Consider the following 18,154-nt stretch of genomic DNA (forward strand, 5'->3'; position numbering starts at 1 on the left):
CCTTGATCCACCGACGTGATGTCTGTGGATGACTCTTCCGGAAACGAGGAAGTGCCTTGTGACCTGTGATGATGGGAGTTCTTCAGGCTTCCAGCACGCACGATCGGCAAGGCACTTCCGAGATGCAAGTTTCCCATACGCCGGCGGCGGTCTCCGCTGCGTTCGATGATCCGAATCTGGTCGCGCTGGCCGGGCTGGTTCCGGTGATGCGGCTGGCCGAGCGGTGTGGTCTTTCGCGTCTGGTGGCCCAGAAGGTGAGGCTGACCGGGACAGCGAACGGCGCGGGGGCCGCGGCGGGTGCCAAGGTCAGCAGCATCGTGGCCGGCATGGCGGCGGGGGCGGACAGTATCGACGACCTCCACGTGCTGCGGCACGGTGCGATGCCGGCCCTGTTCCGGGGGATCCGCGCGCCGTCCACGCTGGGCACGTTCCTCCGCGCGTTCACCCACGGCCACGCACTCCAACTCCACGCCGTCCACCGCAGGTTCCTCGCCGGTCTGGCCGCCCACACCCCCCTGCTGCCCGGCTCCGGCACGACGGCGTTCATCGACGTCGACTCCACCCACAAACGGGTCTACGGCCGGGCCAAGCAGGGCGCCGAGTACGGCCGGTTCAAGGGCATCCGCACCATGCACCCCCTGCTCGCCACGATCTGCACCCCACAGTCGCGCCCGGTGATCGCCGCAGTACGGATGCGCCGCGGCAAGGCAGCCGATTCCCGTGGAGCCCCGAAATTCGTCAGCGAGGCACTCGCCACCGCCGCCGAGGCGGGCTGCACCGGCACCCGGATCCTGCGAGCGGACTCGCAGTTCTACAACGGCGGGGTGATCGCCGCCTGCCGCCGGGCCGGAGCCCGCTTTTCGATCACCTGCGGGATGAACCCCTCCATCAAACGGGCCGTCCTGGGCATTCCCGACGGGGCATGGCAGCAGATCACCTACCCCACCGCGGTGCCCGACCCGGAGACCGGCGAACTCATCTCCAACGCCGAAGTCGCCGAGATACCCGCCTACACCGCGTTCACCGGCCGCAAGAAGAGCGAACGGGTCACCGCCCGGCTGATCGTGCGCCGGGTCCGTGACCTGGCCAAACCCGCCGTTGTGGGCGAACAGGGCGAGTTGTTTCCCGTCTGGCGCTACCACCCGTTCTTCACCGACCAGCCCGCCCCGACGCTCCAGGCCGAGCAGGAACACCGTCACCACGCCGTCATCGAGCAGGTCATCGCCGACAGCAAAGCCGGGGCTCTGGCCCACCTTCCGTCCGGAAACTTCAACGCCAACGCCGCCTGGCTCACGCTGTGGGCGATGACCTACAACCTGCTGCGGGCCGCCGGCGCGCTGGCCTCCACGTTCCACGCCAGGGCCACCACCACCACGATCCGCACCCACCTCGTCCACGTTCCGGCCCGGATCGCCCGCTCAGCACGGCGCATCACCCTGCACCTGCCACGCAACTGGCCCTGGCAGCACGCCTGGACACACCTGCTCGACACCGCCCACGGGCCACCCGGCTGACACGAACAGCCCCCGTCCACCCGCCCGCAAGGGCCCGACCGGAACCACACCGTGGAAAAGCTGGGCAAACCAGCGGATACAACCTGCCCATACCCAGCCACCGACCCGAACCGGCCCAGAAACCGATCAGAAGATCACACTCAAACCACTTCGGTGGATCAAGGCTTAGGCTGACGGTCATGACATGGCTGATCACAGGCGGGGCGGGATACATCGGGGCACACGTGGCGCGGGCCTTGGTGGCGGCGGGTGAGCGGGTGGTGGTTCTCGACGACCGCTCCAGCGGCATCGTGGACCGGCTGCCGGACACCGTCACGCTGGTGGAGGGCTCTGCCTCCGACCGGGAGCTGCTGGACCGGACACTGGCCGACCACGCGGTGAGCGGTGTGGTGCATCTCGCGGCGAAGAAGCAGGTCGGCGAGTCCGTGGAGAAGCCGCTGCTGTACTACCGGGAGAACATCACCGGGCTGGGCGTGCTGCTGGAGGCCGTGGTCGCGGCCGGGGTGCGGCGCTTCCTGTTCTCGTCCTCGGCCGCCGTCTACGGCGTACCGGACGTGGACCTCATCACGGAGGAGACGCCCTGCCTCCCGATCAACCCGTACGGCGAGACCAAGCTCGCCGGGGAGTGGCTGGTGCGGGCCACCGGGAACGCCCACGGGATCTCGACCGCCTGCCTGCGGTACTTCAACGTGGCGGGCGCCGCCGCGCCGGAGCTCGCGGACACCGGGGTCTTCAACATCGTGCCGATGATGTTCGAGCGGCTGACGCGCGGCGAGGCCCCGCGGATCTTCGGCGACGACTACCCGACGCCGGACGGCACCTGCATCCGTGACTACATCCATGTCGCCGACCTGGCGGAGGCACATCTCGCCGTGGCACGGCGGCTGGACGAGGCGGGCGCCGGCGACCTGACGCTGAACGTCGGCCGGGGCGAGGGGGTCTCCGTACGGGAGATGGCCGAGGTGATCTGCGAGGTGACGGGCCACGACCTGAAGCCGGTGGTCGAGCCGCGCCGGGCCGGTGACGGGCCGAGGGCGGTGGCCTCGGCCGCGCGGATCACCGAGGAGCTGGGCTGGACGGCGCGGCGGAGCGTGCGCGAGATGGTGGAGTCGGCCTGGGAGGGCTGGTGCCTGCGTCACCCCGAGGCCCGTTCGTGATCGGTTGCGGGTGGCGTCGGTGATCGTGTCAGCGCCCTGACCTGCGGGACGTTTCCGCAGGTCAGGGCAGATGACAACGGTGTTCAGTGCCGTGTTGCCTCATACCCCCCACCCGTAGTTCACTGACCACGTCGGGCGGTTTCGCACCGGCGCTGTCGCACGGACCTGGAGGAGTTTCGCATGGGGGCTGGCCACGATCACGGGCATACACACGGCGGGCCGCCGCCGACCGGCACGGCCGCCGCCGCGTACCGGGGCAGGCTCCGGGTCGCCCTGGGGATCACGCTGAGCGTGATGGTCATGGAGATCGTCGGCGGGGTGCTCTCCGACTCGCTGGCCCTGATCGCGGACGCCGCCCACATGGCCACCGACGCCCTGGGGCTCGGGATGGCGCTACTCGCCATCCACTTCGCCAACCGTCCGGCCGGCCCGAACCGCACCTTCGGCTTCGCCCGTGCGGAGATCCTGGCGGCGCTCGCGAACTGTCTGCTGCTGCTGGGGGTCGGCGGCTATCTGGTCTTCGAGGCGGTCGAGCGGTTCATCACCCCGGCCGAGACGAAGGGCGGCCTCGCCATCGCGTTCGCCGCCGTCGGCCTGGTGGCCAACATCGTCTCTCTCTCGCTGCTGACGCGGGGACAGCAGGAGAGCCTGAACGTGCGGGGCGCCTATCTGGAGGTGCTGGCCGACACCCTGGGCTCGCTCGCCGTGATCATCTCGGCGGGCGTCATCATGGCGACCGGCTGGCAGCCCGCCGACCCGATCGCCTCCCTGGTGATCGGCCTGATGATCGTCCCCCGGACGGTGAAACTGCTGCGGGAGACCCTGAACGTACTCCTGGAGGCGGCGCCCAAGGGCGTGGACATGGCGGAGGTACGGGCCCACATCACGGCGCTGCCCGGGGTCCTGGACGTCCATGACCTGCACGCCTGGACGATCACCTCGGGGATGCCGGTGCTCTCGGCGCATGTGGTGGTGCGCCAGGAGATGCTCGACTCGATAGGGCACGAGAAGGTGCTGCACGAGCTGCAGGGCTGCCTCGGGGACCACTTCGACGTGGAGCACTGCACCTTCCAGCTGGAGCCGAGCGGTCACGCGGAGCACGAGGCGCGACTCTGCCACTGAGAGCCGCCGAGTCGCGCGCCCCTGAGCGCCGCCGAGGCGGTGCTATGGTGGTTTCGCTGAGACGTTCGAGTCTCGTGGTGGAGCGGAACCCGGTGTCACCGGGACCCCTTTCGAGAGGAGCTGAGGTTGATGACGTTCGCGACGACGCCTTCCCGGCGCAGCAATCGGTCCTCCCTCATCTCCCGGGTTTCCGGCTAGGTCCCTTTTCTCCGGATCAGGTCGGAGCCCTCACACCCAAGGGTTCCCACGTTGACCGACCACACTGACGACGCCTCGCGCACCGAGGCGTTCTTCACCCTGCACCACCGCCTTCCCCGGCAGAGCCCCGGCTCCGACGCGACCACGCGCCGGCTGCTCGCTCTCGCCGGTCCACTGCCCGACCGTCCGCGCGTCCTCGACCTGGGCTGCGGTCCGGGCCGGGCCGCTCTCCTGCTCGCCGCCGAGGCGGGCGCCGAGGTGACCGCGGTCGACCTGCACCAGCCGTTCCTGGACGAGCTGCGCGAGGCGGCCGGGGCCCGTGGCCTCGACGACCGCGTCCGTACCGTCCGGGCCGACATGGGCGACCTCACCGGCCCCGCGTTCCCCGAAGGGTCCTTCGACCTGATCTGGGCCGAGGGGTCGGCGTACTGCATCGGGTTCGACACCGCCGTCCGCGACTGGCAGCGGCTGCTGGCCCCGGGCGGCGTGATGATGATCTCCGAGTGCGTCTGGACCACGGACGCGCCGTCGGCCGGGGCGCGCGGCTTCTGGGACCGCAACGGTCCCCTGCGCACTCTGCCGGAGACCACCGCGGCGGCCGTCGCCGCGGGCTGCACGGTCGGCGCCGTGCTGGTCCAGCCCGAAAGCGACTGGGACGAGTACTACGTACCGCTCGCCGAACGGGTCGGGAGCACCGCCCCGGGCGCTCCAGCTATGGAGTGGGCGCTCGCGGCCACCCGCGAGGAGCTGGCCGGACGGCGGGAGCACGGCACGGAGTACGGCTACGCCGGGTATGTGCTGCGCCCGGCCGATCCGCGGTGGACCACCCGTCCGGAGACACCGGCGGACCGTACGGCTGTGCATGCGGTCAACGCGGCCGCGTTCCCGACCCGGGACGAGGCTGACCTCGTGGACGCCCTGCGGGCCGACGCCGAGGCCTGGCTGCCGGAGCTCAGCCACGTCGCCGAGGCGCCGGACGGGTCGCTCGCTGCGTACGCGCTGCTGACCCGCTGCCGGGTCGGCGATGCCCCGGCTCTCGCGCTGGCCCCGGTGGCCACCACTCCCGCGTACCAGCGGCAGGGTGCGGGGCGGGCCGTGGTGCGGGCGGTGCTGGACGCCGCCCGGGTGCGTGGTGAGGCGCTGGTGCTGGTGCTCGGTCATCCCGAGTACTACCCGCGCTTCGGTTTCCTGCCGGCCTCACGCTACGGAATCCGGCCAGGTTTCGAGGTGCCGGACGAGGCGATGATGGCCCTGGTACTGGACGATTCCGTCCCGGTTCCGGCGGGCATGATCCGCTATCCGGCGGCCTTCGGGGTCTGACGGCCCGTCCGTCCCGCCGCGCTCGGGGGCCGCGGCGGGGCGGACATGCCCGGACCCGAAGTGCGGACAAGCGGCTTTTGTACGGCAGACTTGACCGGACTCCAGGTGCCCGGCGCACGAGGCCGGGGACCAAAGCGAAGGATGGGTATGCCGACCACACCAGCCACCGCGACGCACAGCTCGTCGAACGGCACCGCAGAAGCGATCATGCTCGAACTGGTCGACGAGAACGGCACCACCATCGGCACCGCGGAGAAGCTGGCGGCCCACCAGGCCCCCGGGCAGCTGCACCGCGCGTTCTCCGTGTTCCTCTTCGACGAGCAGGGCCGGCTCCTGCTCCAGCGCCGGGCGCTCGGCAAGTACCACTCTCCCGGCGTCTGGTCGAACACCTGCTGCGGACACCCGTATCCCGGCGAGGCCCCGTTCGCGGCCGCCGCCCGGCGTACGCACGAGGAGCTGGGGCTCTCGCCGTCGCTGCTGGCCGAGGCGGGCACGGTCCGCTACAACCACCCGGACCCCGCGTCGGGTCTGGTGGAGCAGGAGTTCAACCACCTGTTCGTGGGAATGGCGCAGGAGGCGCTGAAGCCGGACCCCGAGGAGGTCGGGGAGACGGCCTTCGTGACGGCGGCGGAGCTGGCGGAGCGGCACGCGCGGGCACCGTTCTCGGCATGGTTCATGACGGTGCTGGACGCGGCACGGCCGGCGATCCGCGAGCTGACGGGGCCCTCGGCGGGCTGGTGACCCTCCGCCCGGTCGCGTACGGGGCGGTCAGAGCTGCGTCTTCAACGGCAGCGCCGCCCAGATGATCTTCCCGCCGCTCGCGGTGTGCTCGACGTCGCAGGTGCCGCCCGCCTCCGCGGTGATGACCTTGACCAGCAGCAGCCCCCGGCCGCCGGTCTGCGCGTAGTCCGTCTCCAGGGCGGTGGGGCGGTAGGGGTGGTTGTCCTCGACCGAGACTCTGACCCAGTCGGCGCCGATGGCCACCTCGACGGCCAGCTCGGGCGAGAGGAGCGCCGCGTGCTTGACGGCGTTGGTGACCAGTTCCGAGACGATCAGCAGGAGCCCCTGGAGGGTGTCGTCCTCGATCGGCACTCCCTGCCGGCCGAGGAGATCGCGTACGGCGTGCCGGGCGCTGGGCACGGACGCGTCCACCGCGGGGGCGGTGAAGCGCCACACTCCCTCGTACGACACGGGGTCGGCGGGGGCACTCCCGAGGCTCTCCATCGTCCGGCACCAGCTCTCACTCGCACTGCACTGACCGTCGAGTAAAGAGTGTTGGGAATGGCTTGGTCAGGACCGTGCCACTGATCGGAAGTAGCCAGGTATCGGCGCTATTCGACCAAACACGCACATCTTTGCCAGCCCGGGGACTACTTCTGTTCTTCTTCTGGTGACGTGATCGGCTCGTCCGGGGTCGGGGCAGTTTCATCGAGCCGCTCCGAGACCATGCTGACGATGCGCCGGCCGCCGACGCCGATGGCGATCAGGCCGAGCCCGTCGAACAACAGGGCCAGCGAGAAGAAGCAGCCCAGAACATACAGACTGCTGTGCGGCCAGTCGAACAGCACCAGCAGCCCCAGCAGCAGGCCGAAGGCTCCCTGGAACAGCGTCCAGCCCATCTGTGGGCCGCGCACCACGACACTGCCGACCAGCCGGAAGACCCCACCGGTCAGGAAGAGCAGGGCGGCGAACATGGTCAGCGCCTCGGCCGTGCCCTCGGGGTGCTTGATGACGACGACGCCCGCGGCGAGGTTGAGGGCCGCGACCACGACGCCCAGCCAGAAGTAGTTCGTGCCGCGCGACTCGATCGCGTGCAGCAGCCCGACCAGACCACCGACGAGCAGCAGCCAGCCGAAGAGCAGCATCGAGGTGAGAGTGGCGACGCCGGTGTGGACGAGGCCGATGACGCCCGCGATCACCAGCAGCGTGCCGAGCAGCGCGAGCCAGCCGAAACTCCGGCTCAGCTTCCGGCCCTCGGCGGTGGGTTCGTTCATCGACAGCTCCTTACGGTGCGTGCCCGCTTCGCGACCCCTTCTTGATCATAGGTTCGAACCTCCCGGATAGCATCCGGCCCATGGACCGTACGGAACCCCGCCTGATCCCGTCCGTCGAGCGCGGCGTCGCCACCGTCATGATCACGAACCCCGCCAAACGCAACGCGATGACCGCCGCGATGTGGCGGAGCCTGCCGGAGCTGCTGGAGCGGCTGGCGGCCGACCCGGCGGTCCGCGTACTGGTGCTGACCGGGGCCGGGGACACCTTCTGCGCCGGGGCAGACATCTCCACACTACGGGAGGGCGCGGACACCGCCCAGGGTCTGGCGGTGGCGGCCGAGGAGGCGCTCGCCGCGTTCCCCCGGCCGACGCTGGCCGCGGTGCGCGGCTACTGCGTGGGCGGCGGCAGCCAGCTCGCGGCCGCCTGCGATCTGCGGTTCGCGGAGGAGGGGGCCTCCTTCGGAGTCACCCCGGCCAAGCTGGGCATCGTCTACCCCGCCTCCTCCACCCGGCGGCTCGTCGCCCTCGTCGGGCCGGGCACGGCCAAGCACCTGCTGTTCTCCGGCGAGCTGATCGACACGGAACGGGCGCTGCGCACCGGCCTGGCCGACGAGGTGCTGCCCGCGGGCGGCCTGGGCAAGCGGGTCGAGGAGTACGTACGGGTCCTGGCGTCCCGGTCCCTGCTCACCCAGGCCGCGGCGAAGGAGTTCGCCGCGGGCCGGACGGACCGGGACGCGTACTGGACCGGTGAGGCACGGGGAAGCGGTGACACGGCGGAGGGCGTCACCGCCTTCCTGGAGCGGCGCGCGCCCCGGTTCACGTACACCACCGGACCTACCGGGTGAGGAGGCGTACCCCGGGCCCTACTGAGTGATGGGGTGCACCCCCTAGTGAACAGCGTGACGGCTCTTGGCCCGCCACTCCTCGACCAGGGCCGCCGGGGCCTTCTCCGGCGAACCGCAGTCGTAGGGCGGCTGCGGGTCGTACTCCGTGAGCAGCTGCACCGAGCGTGCCACGTCGTCGCCCGCGATCCGGCCGAGCAGGGTCAGCCCCATGTCGATGCCGGAGGAGACCCCGGCGGCGGTGACGTACTTGCCGTCGAGCACGACGCGCTCCCCGCTGGGCTCGACGCCGAACTCCTTCAGCGCCTGCAGCGCCAGCCAGTGCGAGGTGGCCCGCCGTCCCTTGAGGAGTCCGGCCGCCGCCAGCAGCAGCGACCCGGTGCAGACCGAGGTGGTCCACGTGCTGGTGACGTCGACCGCGCGCAGCCAGCCGAGCAGGGCCTCGTTCTCCATCTGGTCGCCCTGGCCGGGGCCGCCCGGCACGATCACCAGATCGGGCGACGGCACCTCGGCGAGCGTCTTCTCCGCGACGAGCGCGAGGCTCCCGCTGTCGTTGCGGACGGGGCCGGTCCGTTCGGCGACGAACACGGTCTCGGCGCCGGGCGCACGGCTGAGGATCTCGTAGGGGCCCACCGCGTCCAGGGCGGTGAAACGGTCGAAGAGCAGGATGGCGATCTGCACGGGAGCTGCCTCTCGGTTCGGTCGGTCGGGTGGTGCGGTTCAGGTGCCGGCCGCGGGGGTGCGGAAGCGGCGGCGGTATTCGGCCGGCGCCGTCGCGAGGGTCTTCACGAAGGCGCGGCGCATGGCCTCCGGGGTGCCGTAGCCGCTGGCGCGGGCGATCCGCTCGACGCCGTCGGCGGTGTCCTCCAGGAGCCGGCGGGCGTGCTCCAGGCGGACGCGCTCGACGTACCGCCCCGGGGTCGTTCCGGTCTCCGCGCGGAACGCGCGGGCGAAGTGCCGGGGCGAGAGCCGGGCGCGGGCCGCGAGGGCGTCGACCCCGAGGTCGGCGTCGGGGTGCTGGGTGATCCAGTGCTGGATCTCGCGCAGCGGTTCGCGCTGTGCGGTCTGGGCGCTGAGCTGGGCGCTGAACTGGGCCTGGTTGCCGGGGCGGCGCAGGAACACCACGAGGTGCCGGGCGATGTTCAGTGCGAGGTCCCGCCCGTGGTCCTCCTCGACGAGCGCGAGGGCCAGGTCGATGCCCGCGGTGACGCCCGCCGATGTGGCCAGCCTCCCGTCCCGTACGAAGATCGGTTCGGGGTCGACGCGGACGGCCGGGTAGTCGCGGGCCAGCTGCTCGCAGTGGTTCCAGTGGGTGGTGACCCGGTGTCCGTCCAGCAGGCCCGCCCGGGCCAGCAGCAGCGCCCCGGTGCACACGGAGACGAGCCGCTCCGCCCGCGGCGCGTGCTCCCGCAGCCAGTCGGTCAGCTCCGGGTGGGAGCCGCGGGTGCCGTGTCCGCCGGGCACCAGCAGCGTGTGCGGTACGGGTGCGTCGGCCAGGCCGCTGTCGGGCACCAGGGTCAGGCCGCAGGTGGACCGGACGGGGCGGCCGTCGAGCGAGGCGGTCCGCAGATCGTAGGAGACCCCGGCCGACCGGGAGGCGCCCGCGAAGACCTCCATCGGGCCGCTCACGTCGAGGCTCTGGACTCCGTCGAAAAGGACGACGAGCACGGTTCGCTGCTTCACGTCCGCCATCCTGGGTGGCGGACGGCGATGGCCGCAATGACGAGTAGCCCTCCTTTCCTGCCATCGGCCTCCTGTGGACCTGCCATCGGTCCACCCGGGGAGAATCGTCCCTTCTCCCCGGGGTTACGCGTCGTACCGACCAGTCGGTAACGTGCCTGTATGAGTACTCTTCCGGCCCGCGCGGAGCGCCGCTGCCACAACGCCGTCAACCCGCTGCACTCGTGTCTCTTCTTCTCCCCCGACCTGGGTACGGAGATGGCAAAGATCGGCATCGAGGACCAGAGCGCCGCCTATTTCGCGACCCGGGCGGCCGCGCTCGGTGCGGTGGGGGCGGGGACCGTCGGCGCCACCTTCTACAACTTCAACCCGGTGCTGGTGGCCCGACATGTGCCCGCCGTCTGGGAGACCGCGTCCCCCGACGTGGTCCTCGGGGCCCGGATGCGGGCGGCGGACTCGACGCTGCGGCGGCTGCTCGGCGAGGAGATCATCGCCTCCGACGAGATGGCGGAGGCGGCCCGGCTCGCGCTGCGCGCCACCGAGGCCTGCACCCCGCACGCCCGCCCGCTGTACGCCGCGCACGCGGATCTTCCGGTGCCCGAGGAGCCGCACCTGGCGTTCTGGCACGCGGCGACCCTGCTGCGTGAGCACCGGGGCGACGCGCATCTCGCCGCCCTGCTCGCGGCCGGCCTGGACCCGCTCGAATCGCTCGTCAGCCACACGGCGACCGGCAAGGGCATGGCGATCCGCTGGATCCTGTCCTCCCGGGGCTGGCGCCGCACCGACTGGGAGGCGGCCTCCGGCCGGCTGCGGAAGCGCGGGCTGCTGGCCGCCGGCGAGGAGTTGGCGCTGACCGAGGCCGGCACGGCGCTGCGGGCGGAGGTCGAGGAGGCGACGGACCGCATGGACACCGCCCCGTACGAACACCTGGGCGCGGAGGGCGTGGAGCGGCTCACCGAGCTGGGACGCGGCTTCCTGTTCACGGCCGCCGCCGCAGGTGCGTTCCCGGCCTCGGCGACCGGCCGGGGCTGACCCGCGGCAGACCCTGACGCCGTCCGGAGCCCTCGCACGCGATGCCGGGGCTCCGGCGTGTTCGTCGAGGTCACGCGACACGGCCCCCGGCCACGCGGCACAATGCAGGCCAGGGGGGATGCCCCCCGGCAAGCAAGAACGTGCTCATCGCGACACGAGCACGGCCAGCACAGCCAGTACGAGAAGGCGAGTCGGGAAAACCGTGACGACGTCCATCGAAGGCAGGATCGCCGAGGAGCTCGGCGTACGTGAGCGACAGGTCAGGGCCGCCGTCGAGCTGCTCGACGGCGGATCGACCGTGCCGTTCATCGCGCGCTACCGCAAGGAGGCGACCGAATCCCTCGACGATGCGCAGTTGCGCACGCTGGAGGAACGGCTGCGCTATCTGCGGGAGCTGGAGGAGCGGCGTACGTCGATCCTGGAATCCGTGACCCAACAGGGCAAGCTCGACGCGGCTCTGGAGGCGAGCATCAGGGCCGCCGAGACCAAGGCGCGCCTGGAGGACATCTATCTGCCGTTCAAGCCGAAGCGGCGGACGAAGGCGCAGATCGCCCGGGAGGCGGGTCTTGAACCGCTGGCGGACGGTCTGCTCGGCGACCGGTCGGTCGATCCGCTCGCGGCGGCCGCCGCGTTCGTGGACGGCGAGAAGGGCGTCGCGGACGCGGCCGCCGCTCTGGACGGCGCCCGGTCGATCCTCACCGAGCGTTTCTCCGAGGACGCCGACCTGACCGGCGAGCTGCGCGAGCGCATGTGGACGCGCGGCCGACTGGCGGCGAAGGTGCGCGACGACCAGGAGGAGGCGGGTGCGAAGTTCGCCGACTACTTCGACTTCGCCGAGCCGTTCACCGCACTGCCCTCGCACCGGGTGCTCGCGATGCTGCGCGGCGAGAAGGAGAACGTCCTCGACCTTGCCCTGGAGCCGGAGGAGCCGGAAGCCGCCGAGCGGCCGGGCCCGTCCACGTACGAGAACATGATCGCGCGTCGCTTCGAGATCTCCGACCGGGGCCGGCCGGGCGACAAGTGGCTGGGCGACACCGTGCGTTGGGCGTGGCGGACCCGGATCCAGGTGCACCTCGGCATCGACCTTCGGCTGCGGCTGCGCACGGCGGCGGAGGACGAGGCGGTACGGGTCTTCGCCTCGAACCTGCGCGATCTGCTGCTCGCCGCCCCGGCCGGCACGCGGGCCACCCTGGGCCTGGACCCCGGTTTCCGTACGGGGGTGAAGGTCGCGGTCGTCGACGCCACCGGCAAGGTGGTGGCCACCGATGTGATCCACCCGCACGTACCCGCGAACAAGTGGGACCAGGCGCTGGCGAAGCTCGCGCACCTCGCGAAGGAGCACGCGGTCGACCTGGTCGCGATCGGCAACGGCACGGCATCCCGGGAGACGGACAAGCTCGCCGGTGAACTGATCGACAAGCACCCGGAGTTGAAGCTCACCAAGGTGATGGTCTCGGAGGCGGGCGCCTCGGTGTACTCCGCCTCCGCGTTCGCCTCGCAGGAACTGCCCGACATGGACGTGTCGTTGCGCGGTGCCGTCTCCATCGCGCGGCGGCTCCAGGACCCGCTGGCCGAGCTGGTGAAGATCGACCCGAAGTCCATCGGCGTCGGCCAGTACCAGCACGACCTGTCCGAGGTGAAGCTGTCCCGTTCACTGGACGCGGTCGTCGAGGACTGTGTGAACGGCGTCGGCGTGGACGTCAACACCGCGTCCGCACCGCTGCTTTCACGGGTCTCGGGGGTCAGCTCCGGACTCGCCGAGAACATCGTCGCGCACCGCGACGCCAACGGCCCCTTCCGGTCCCGCAAGGCACTCAAGGACGTGGCGCGGCTCGGCCCGAAGGCGTACGAGCAGTGCGCGGGCTTCCTGCGGATCCGGGGCGGCGACGACCCGCTGGACGGCTCCAGCGTGCACCCCGAGGCCTATCCGGTGGTGCGACGGATGGGGAGGACGGCGGGTGGCGAGGTCGCCTCGCTGATCGGCAACGCGGAGGCCCTGCGCGCCCTGCGCGCGGCGGACTTCGTGGACGACACGTTCGGGCTGCCGACCGTGACGGACATCCTCAAGGAGCTGGAGAAGCCGGGGCGCGACCCGCGTCCGGCGTTCCGCACGGCGACCTTCAAGGAGGGCGTCGAGAAGCTCGGCGACCTGGAGCCCGGCATGGTGCTGGAGGGCGTCGTGACCAACGTCGCCGCATTCGGCGCGTTCGTCGACATCGGCGTCCATCAGGACGGTCTGGTGCATGTCTCGGCACTGTCGAAGACGTTCGTGAAGGACCCGCGTGATGTCGTGAAGCCCGGGGACATCGTGAGGGTCAAGGTCATGGACGTCGACGCCCCGCGCAAGCGGATCTCGCTGACTCTGCGGCTGGACGACGAGCCTGGCGCGGGCGGCGGTGGCGGCGGGCAGCAGGGCCGCGGCGAGCGCGGCGGCCGTCCCCCGAAGCAGCGCCGGGGCCAGAGCCAGGGACAGTCGTCCGGTGGCGGCCAGGGCCGGCCGGGCGGCGGCGGCAGGGACCGGCGCGGTGGTGGCGGCGGTGCGTCCCGGCAGGGCCAGGGAGCTCCGGCGAACAGCGCGATGGCGGATGCGCTGCGGCGGGCCGGGCTGACCGACCCGAAGCAGGGCGGCCGGGGGCGCTGAAAGGAGCGGGTGGGGTGGGTCGCCGCGTGCGGCCCGCCCCCACCTCCTCCGTAACTCCGCTCAGACTTCCTTGACCTGGCCGTCCGCCACTTCGACGCGGCGGGTCGTACGGACCGCCTCCAGCATCCGCCGGTCGTGCGTGACCAGCAGCAGGGTGCCCGTGTACGTCTCCAGGGCCGCTTCCAGCTGCTCGATGGCGGGCAGGTCGAGGTGGTTCGTCGGCTCGTCGAGCACCAGGAGGTTGACGCCCCGGCCCTGGAGCAGGGCGAGGGCCGCACGGGTGCGCTCCCCGGGGGACAGGCTGGTCGCGGGACGCGTCACATGGTCGGCGCGGAGGCCGAACTTGGCGAGCAGGGTGCGGACTTCGGCCGGTTCCGTGTCGGGCACGGCCGCGCAGAACGCGTCCAGCAGCGACTGCGCGCCGAGGAACAGCTTGCGGGCCTGGTCCACCTCGCCGACGACGACGCCCGAACCCAGCGTGGCGTTCCCGGAGTCCAGCGGCAGCCGCTCCAACAGGGCGGCCAGCAGAGTGGACTTGCCGGCGCCGTTGGCGCCGGTGATGGCGACCCGGTCCGCCCAGTCGATCTGGAGCGAGGCGGGGCCGAAGGAGAAGTCGCCGCGTACCACCCGGGCGTCGCGCAGGGTCGCGACGACGGATCCGGAGCGCGGGGCGGAGGCGATCTCCATGCGCAGCTCCCACTCCTTGCGCGGCTCCTCGACGACGTCGAGACGCTCGATCATGCGCTGGGTCTGCCGCGCCTTCGCGGCCTGCTTCTCGCTGGCCTCGCTGCGGGCGTTGCGGCCGAGCTTGTCGCCGTCGGTGGCCTTGCGGCGGGCGTTCTTGACGCCCTTGTCCATCCAGGAGCGCTGCATATGGCCACGCGCTTCGAGGGACGCCTTCTTGTCGGCGTACTCCTCGAAGCCCTCCCGGGCGTGCCTGCGGGCGGTCTCCCGCTCCTCCAGGTAGGCCGCGTAGCCACCGCCGTACAGGTTGATCTGCTGCTGGGCGAGGTCCAGCTCCAGGACCTTGGTCACCGTGCGCATCAGGAACTCGCGGTCGTGGCTGATGACGACGGTGCCCGCGCGCAGACCGGACACGAAGCGCTCCAGCCGCTCCAAGCCGTCGAGGTCGAGGTCGTTGGTGGGCTCGTCGAGCAGGAAGACGTCGTAGCGGGAGAGGAGCAGCGAGGCGAGTCCGGCGCGGGCCGCCTGTCCGCCGGAGAGCGCGGTCATGGGCCGGTCGAGGCCCACGGCCAGGCCGAGCTCGGCGGCGACCTGCTCGGCCCGCTCCTCCAGGTCCGCGCCGCCGAGGGCGAGCCAGCGCTCCAGGGACTCGGAGTACGCGTCGTCCGCGCCCGGGGCGCCCGCGACCAGGGCCTCGGTGGCCTCGTCCATGGTGCGCTGGGCGTCGGCGACGCCGGTGCGGCGGGCCAGGAACGCGGCCACCGTCTCACCGTCGCGGCGCTCGGGCTCCTGTGGGAGGTGGCCGACGGTGGCGGTGGGCGGGGAGAGCCGCAGCTCGCCCTCCTCCGGGCGGTCGAGCCCGGCGAGGAGGCGGAGCAGGGAGGATTTGCCGGCGCCGTTGACTCCGACGAGACCGATCACGTCACCGGGGGCGACGACGAGGTCGAGCCCGGCGAAGAGCGTGCGGTCGCCGTGTCCGGCGGCGAGGTCCTTGGCGACGAGAGTGGCAGTCATCAGGGTGCCGATCCTAATCGCCGCCGCTCCATGCCCGGTGCCCTGTGCCCCTGGCCTCCGGCTTCCGTTAGCGTCCACGCAGCGACCGGGTGCACCGATGCGACAGGAGTGACCGTGATGGCGGATGTGATCGTGGTGGGCGGCGGGGTCGTCGGTCTCACCACTGCCGTGACCCTGGCGGAGCGCGGGCTGCGGGTGCGGATCTGGTCGCGCGATCCGGCCGGGGCGACGACGTCGGCGGTGGCGGGGGCCCTGTGGTGGCCGTACCGGATCGAGCCGGCGGAGCGGGTGGGCGACTGGTCGCTGGAGACGCTGGCGGTCTACGAGGAGCTGGCGGGCGCCCCGCAGGAGACCGGAGTACGGCGGGTGGCGGGGCTGCACGCCGGTGAGCGGTTCGCGGCGCTGGGCGGCTGGGCGGCTGGGCTGAAGGGCGCGGTGGAGGCGCCCGAAGGGCTGCGGGTGACACTGCCGCTGCTGGACATGCCCGTCCACCTCGCGTGGCTGGGGCGGCGGCTGGTGGCGGCGGGCGGTGCGGTGGAGCGGCGGACGGTGACGGGGTTCGGCGAGGCGGCGGGGCGGAGCCCGGTGGTGGTGAACTGCACGGGTCTCGGGGCGCGCGAGCTGGTGCCCGACGCCGGAATGCGGCCGGTGCGGGGGCAGCTGGTCGCGGTGGAGAACCCGGGGATCGAGGAGTGGTACACCGAGGCGGATCCGGCGTCGGCCGCGACGACGTACTTCTTCCCGCAGCCGGGACGCCTGGTGCTGGGCGGTACGGCCGAGGCGGACGATCCGCGCACGGAGCCCGACCCGGACACGGCGCGGGAGATCGTGGCGCGTTGTGCGCGGATCCGCCCGGAGATCGCGGGCGCCCGGGTGCTCGGGCACCGGGTGGGGCTGCGGCCGGCGCGGGAGGCCGGCGTGCGGATCGAGGCGGAGGCGCTTCCGGGCGGCGGCCTTCTGGTGCACAACTACGGGCACGGCGGCGCGGGTGTGACCGTGGCCTGGGGGTGCGCGCGGGCGGCGGCGGCGCTGGTGGGCTGACCGGGGCCGGCCGGGAGCAGGTCCGGCCGGATGGTGCGCGGGACACGAAAGCCGGAGCCCGCGACCGGTCGACGGTCGCGGGCTCCGGAGTGGATCTGCGATTCCGCGGGCTGCTCCGCGGTTCCGCGGTCAGTCGGAGGGGCGCTTCTCCGTGGCCGTGGAGCCCGGCCCGGTGGCGTCGGGCTTGTGGCGCTCGTCCGTGATCGTCGCGGTCCCGGGGCCGATGCGGATCTCGAAGTCGCCGTCGTACTTGGCGTGCCCCTCGATCACCGCGGACTCGACCGCCTCCACGCCGAACTCCTGCCGGACGATCTGCGGGTCCTTGCGCAGGTCCCGCATCAGAGCCACGCACATGCCGATCATCACGATGGTGAACGGGGCGGCCACCAGGATGGTGAGGTTCTGGAGCCCTTGGAGCGCGTTCTCCTCGCCCTCGCCGATGAGCAGCATGATCGCGGCCACGGCCCCGGTCACGACCCCCCAGAAGATGACGACCCACTTGGTCGGTTCGAGGACGCCCTTCTGCGAGAGGGTGCCCATGACGATCGAGGCGGCGTCCGCGCCGGAGACGAAGAAGATGCCGACCAGGATCATCACGAGGAGGCTCGTCAGGGTGGCGATCGGGAACTCCTGGAGGACGCCGAACAGCTGCGCCTCCGGGGTGTCGGCACCGGTGAGCTTCCCGGCCTCGTCCAGCTTCATGGCCGAGCCGCCGAAGACGGCGAACCAGATCAGGCTGACCGTGCTGGGCACCAGGATGACGCCGCCGACGAACTGACGGATCGTCCGGCCGCGGCTGATCCTGGCGATGAACATGCCGACGAAGGGCGTCCAGGAGATCCACCAGGCCCAGTAGAAGACCGTCCAGCCGCCGAGCCAGGTGGCCACTTCACCGCCGCCGGTCGCCTCGGTGCGTCCGGCGAGCTGCCCCAGGTCGGTGATGTAGGCGCCGAGGGACGTGGGCACCAGGTCGAGCACGAAGATGGTGGGACCGGCGATGAAGACGAACAGGACGAGAAACAGGGCCAGCACCATGTTGATGTTGGACAGCCACTGGATGCCCTTCTCGACTCCGGAGACCGCGGAGGCGACGAAGCCGACGGTCAGGACGGCGATGATGGCGACGAGAAGTCCGGTGCCGGCCTTCTCCAGCCAGTCCAGTTCCTGGATGCCGCTGCCGATCTGGAGCGCGCCGAGGCCCAGAGAGGCCGCCGAGCCGAACAGGGTGGCGAAGATGGCCAGGATGTCGATGACGCGGCCGACGCCGCCGTACGCGTGGCGCTTGCCGATCAGCGGCTCGAAGACCGCGCTGATCGTCTGCCGCCTGCGCATCCGGTAGGCGCTGTAGGCGATGGCGAGCCCGACCACCGCGTAGATGGCCCAGGGGTGCAGCGTCCAGTGGAAGAGCGTGGTCGCCATCGCCGTCTGCATGGCCTCGGCCGAGTCGGCGGGGTCGGTGCCCGGCGGCGGGGTACGGAAATGGGCGAGGGGTTCGGCCACGCCCCAGAACATCAGCCCGATGCCCATACCGGCGCTGAACATCATCGCGATCCAGGAGATGGTCCGGAACTCCGGCTTCTCACCCTCCTGGCCGAGGCTGATCTTGCCGTACCGGCTGACGGCCAGCCACAGGGCGAAGATGACGAAGGCCGACGCGGCCAGTATGAAGGCCCAGCCACCGTTGTGGACCAGCCCCTTGAGCAGCCTGGCGGACACGCTCTCCAGGGAGTCGGTGGCGGTCGCACCCCAGACGACGAAGGCGAGCGTGAGGACCGCCGTGACGCCGAACACCACCCGGTCGGTGGTCGGAGCCCTGGTACTGACCGGATCGGGGGGAAGGTCCGCCGTGACCGACAGCCCTTCCCGCCCGTCCGTTGTCTGGTCGTCCTGGGACACGAATAGCACCTTTCACCGA

The 18,154-nt window shown here is 71.6% G+C and carries 15 protein-coding genes; 9 read left to right on the plus strand and 6 right to left on the minus strand.

The window, feature by feature from the left end:
• Window positions 1–122: 122 nt before the first annotated feature.
• From B9S58_RS31215 to idi, 5 genes are all read left to right on the plus strand, one after another.
• Window positions 123–1,514: an IS1380 family transposase gene (locus tag B9S58_RS31215; RefSeq protein WP_103531556.1), complete on the plus strand. Its 1,392-nt coding sequence runs from the start codon at window positions 123–125 to the stop codon at window positions 1,512–1,514.
• Window positions 1,515–1,693: 179 nt separating this feature from the next.
• On the plus strand, window positions 1,694–2,671 hold the full coding sequence (gene galE / locus B9S58_RS31220; protein ID WP_103535285.1) for a UDP-glucose 4-epimerase GalE: 978 nt from the start codon (window positions 1,694–1,696) through the stop codon (window positions 2,669–2,671).
• Window positions 2,672–2,851: 180 nt separating this feature from the next.
• Window positions 2,852–3,793: a cation diffusion facilitator family transporter gene (locus B9S58_RS31225; RefSeq protein ID WP_103535286.1), complete on the plus strand. Its 942-nt coding sequence runs from the start codon at window positions 2,852–2,854 to the stop codon at window positions 3,791–3,793.
• A gap of 249 nt (window positions 3,794–4,042) precedes the next feature.
• Window positions 4,043–5,311 (plus strand): bifunctional class I SAM-dependent methyltransferase/N-acetyltransferase, encoded by a 1,269-nt coding sequence (locus B9S58_RS31230; protein ID WP_103535287.1) that lies wholly within the window; start codon window positions 4,043–4,045, stop codon window positions 5,309–5,311.
• 147 nt (window positions 5,312–5,458) lie between these two features.
• Window positions 5,459–6,052, plus strand: a complete 594-nt coding sequence (idi, locus tag B9S58_RS31235; protein WP_103535288.1) for an isopentenyl-diphosphate Delta-isomerase — start codon at window positions 5,459–5,461, stop codon at window positions 6,050–6,052.
• Between the two features lie 27 nt (window positions 6,053–6,079).
• Here idi and B9S58_RS31240 read toward each other — a convergent pair whose 3' ends face one another.
• A complete protein-coding gene (locus B9S58_RS31240) occupies window positions 6,080–6,535 on the minus strand; it encodes an ATP-binding protein (RefSeq protein WP_103535289.1) in 456 nt (151 codons plus the stop codon).
• Between the two features lie 146 nt (window positions 6,536–6,681).
• Window positions 6,682–7,305, minus strand: coding sequence for an HdeD family acid-resistance protein (locus tag B9S58_RS31245; protein WP_103535290.1), 624 nt, complete (start codon window positions 7,303–7,305; stop codon window positions 6,682–6,684).
• 80 nt (window positions 7,306–7,385) lie between these two features.
• On the opposite strand from B9S58_RS31245, the gene B9S58_RS31250 reads away from it, so the two are divergent.
• A complete protein-coding gene (locus B9S58_RS31250; RefSeq protein ID WP_103535291.1) occupies window positions 7,386–8,150 on the plus strand; it encodes an enoyl-CoA hydratase/isomerase family protein in 765 nt (254 codons plus the stop codon).
• A 42-nt stretch (window positions 8,151–8,192) separates the two neighbouring features.
• On the opposite strand, the gene B9S58_RS31255 is transcribed toward B9S58_RS31250, so the two are convergent.
• Window positions 8,193–8,828, minus strand: coding sequence for a DJ-1/PfpI family protein (locus B9S58_RS31255; RefSeq protein WP_103535292.1), 636 nt, complete (start codon window positions 8,826–8,828; stop codon window positions 8,193–8,195).
• 39 nt (window positions 8,829–8,867) lie between these two features.
• Window positions 8,868–9,839 carry a GlxA family transcriptional regulator gene (locus tag B9S58_RS31260; RefSeq protein ID WP_181009519.1) on the minus strand — a complete coding sequence of 324 codons (972 nt, stop codon included), beginning with the start codon at window positions 9,837–9,839 and terminating at the stop codon, window positions 8,868–8,870.
• A 150-nt stretch (window positions 9,840–9,989) separates the two neighbouring features.
• Between B9S58_RS31260 and B9S58_RS31265 the strand changes: the two genes are divergently transcribed.
• Window positions 9,990–10,859, plus strand: a complete 870-nt coding sequence (locus tag B9S58_RS31265; protein ID WP_103535294.1) for a hypothetical protein — start codon at window positions 9,990–9,992, stop codon at window positions 10,857–10,859.
• Window positions 10,860–11,061: 202 nt separating this feature from the next.
• Complete coding sequence (locus B9S58_RS31270; protein WP_103535295.1) at window positions 11,062–13,500, plus strand: Tex family protein; 2,439 nt, start codon at window positions 11,062–11,064, stop codon at window positions 13,498–13,500.
• A gap of 60 nt (window positions 13,501–13,560) precedes the next feature.
• Here the strand turns inward: B9S58_RS31270 and B9S58_RS31275 are convergent, their stop codons facing one another.
• Window positions 13,561–15,198: an ABC-F family ATP-binding cassette domain-containing protein gene (locus B9S58_RS31275; protein WP_103535296.1), complete on the minus strand. Its 1,638-nt coding sequence runs from the start codon at window positions 15,196–15,198 to the stop codon at window positions 13,561–13,563.
• 108 nt (window positions 15,199–15,306) lie between these two features.
• Here B9S58_RS31275 and B9S58_RS31280 point away from each other — a divergent pair, with 108 nt between their 5' ends.
• Window positions 15,307–16,239: an FAD-dependent oxidoreductase gene (locus B9S58_RS31280; protein ID WP_103535297.1), complete on the plus strand. Its 933-nt coding sequence runs from the start codon at window positions 15,307–15,309 to the stop codon at window positions 16,237–16,239.
• A 129-nt stretch (window positions 16,240–16,368) separates the two neighbouring features.
• On the opposite strand, the gene B9S58_RS31285 is transcribed toward B9S58_RS31280, so the two are convergent.
• Complete coding sequence (locus B9S58_RS31285; RefSeq protein WP_103535298.1) at window positions 16,369–18,135, minus strand: BCCT family transporter; 1,767 nt, start codon at window positions 18,133–18,135, stop codon at window positions 16,369–16,371.
• Window positions 18,136–18,154 lie beyond the last annotated feature (19 nt).

Source organism: Streptomyces sp. SM11 (assembly GCF_002910905.1).
In the GTDB taxonomy this organism is placed as follows: domain Bacteria; phylum Actinomycetota; class Actinomycetes; order Streptomycetales; family Streptomycetaceae; genus Streptomyces.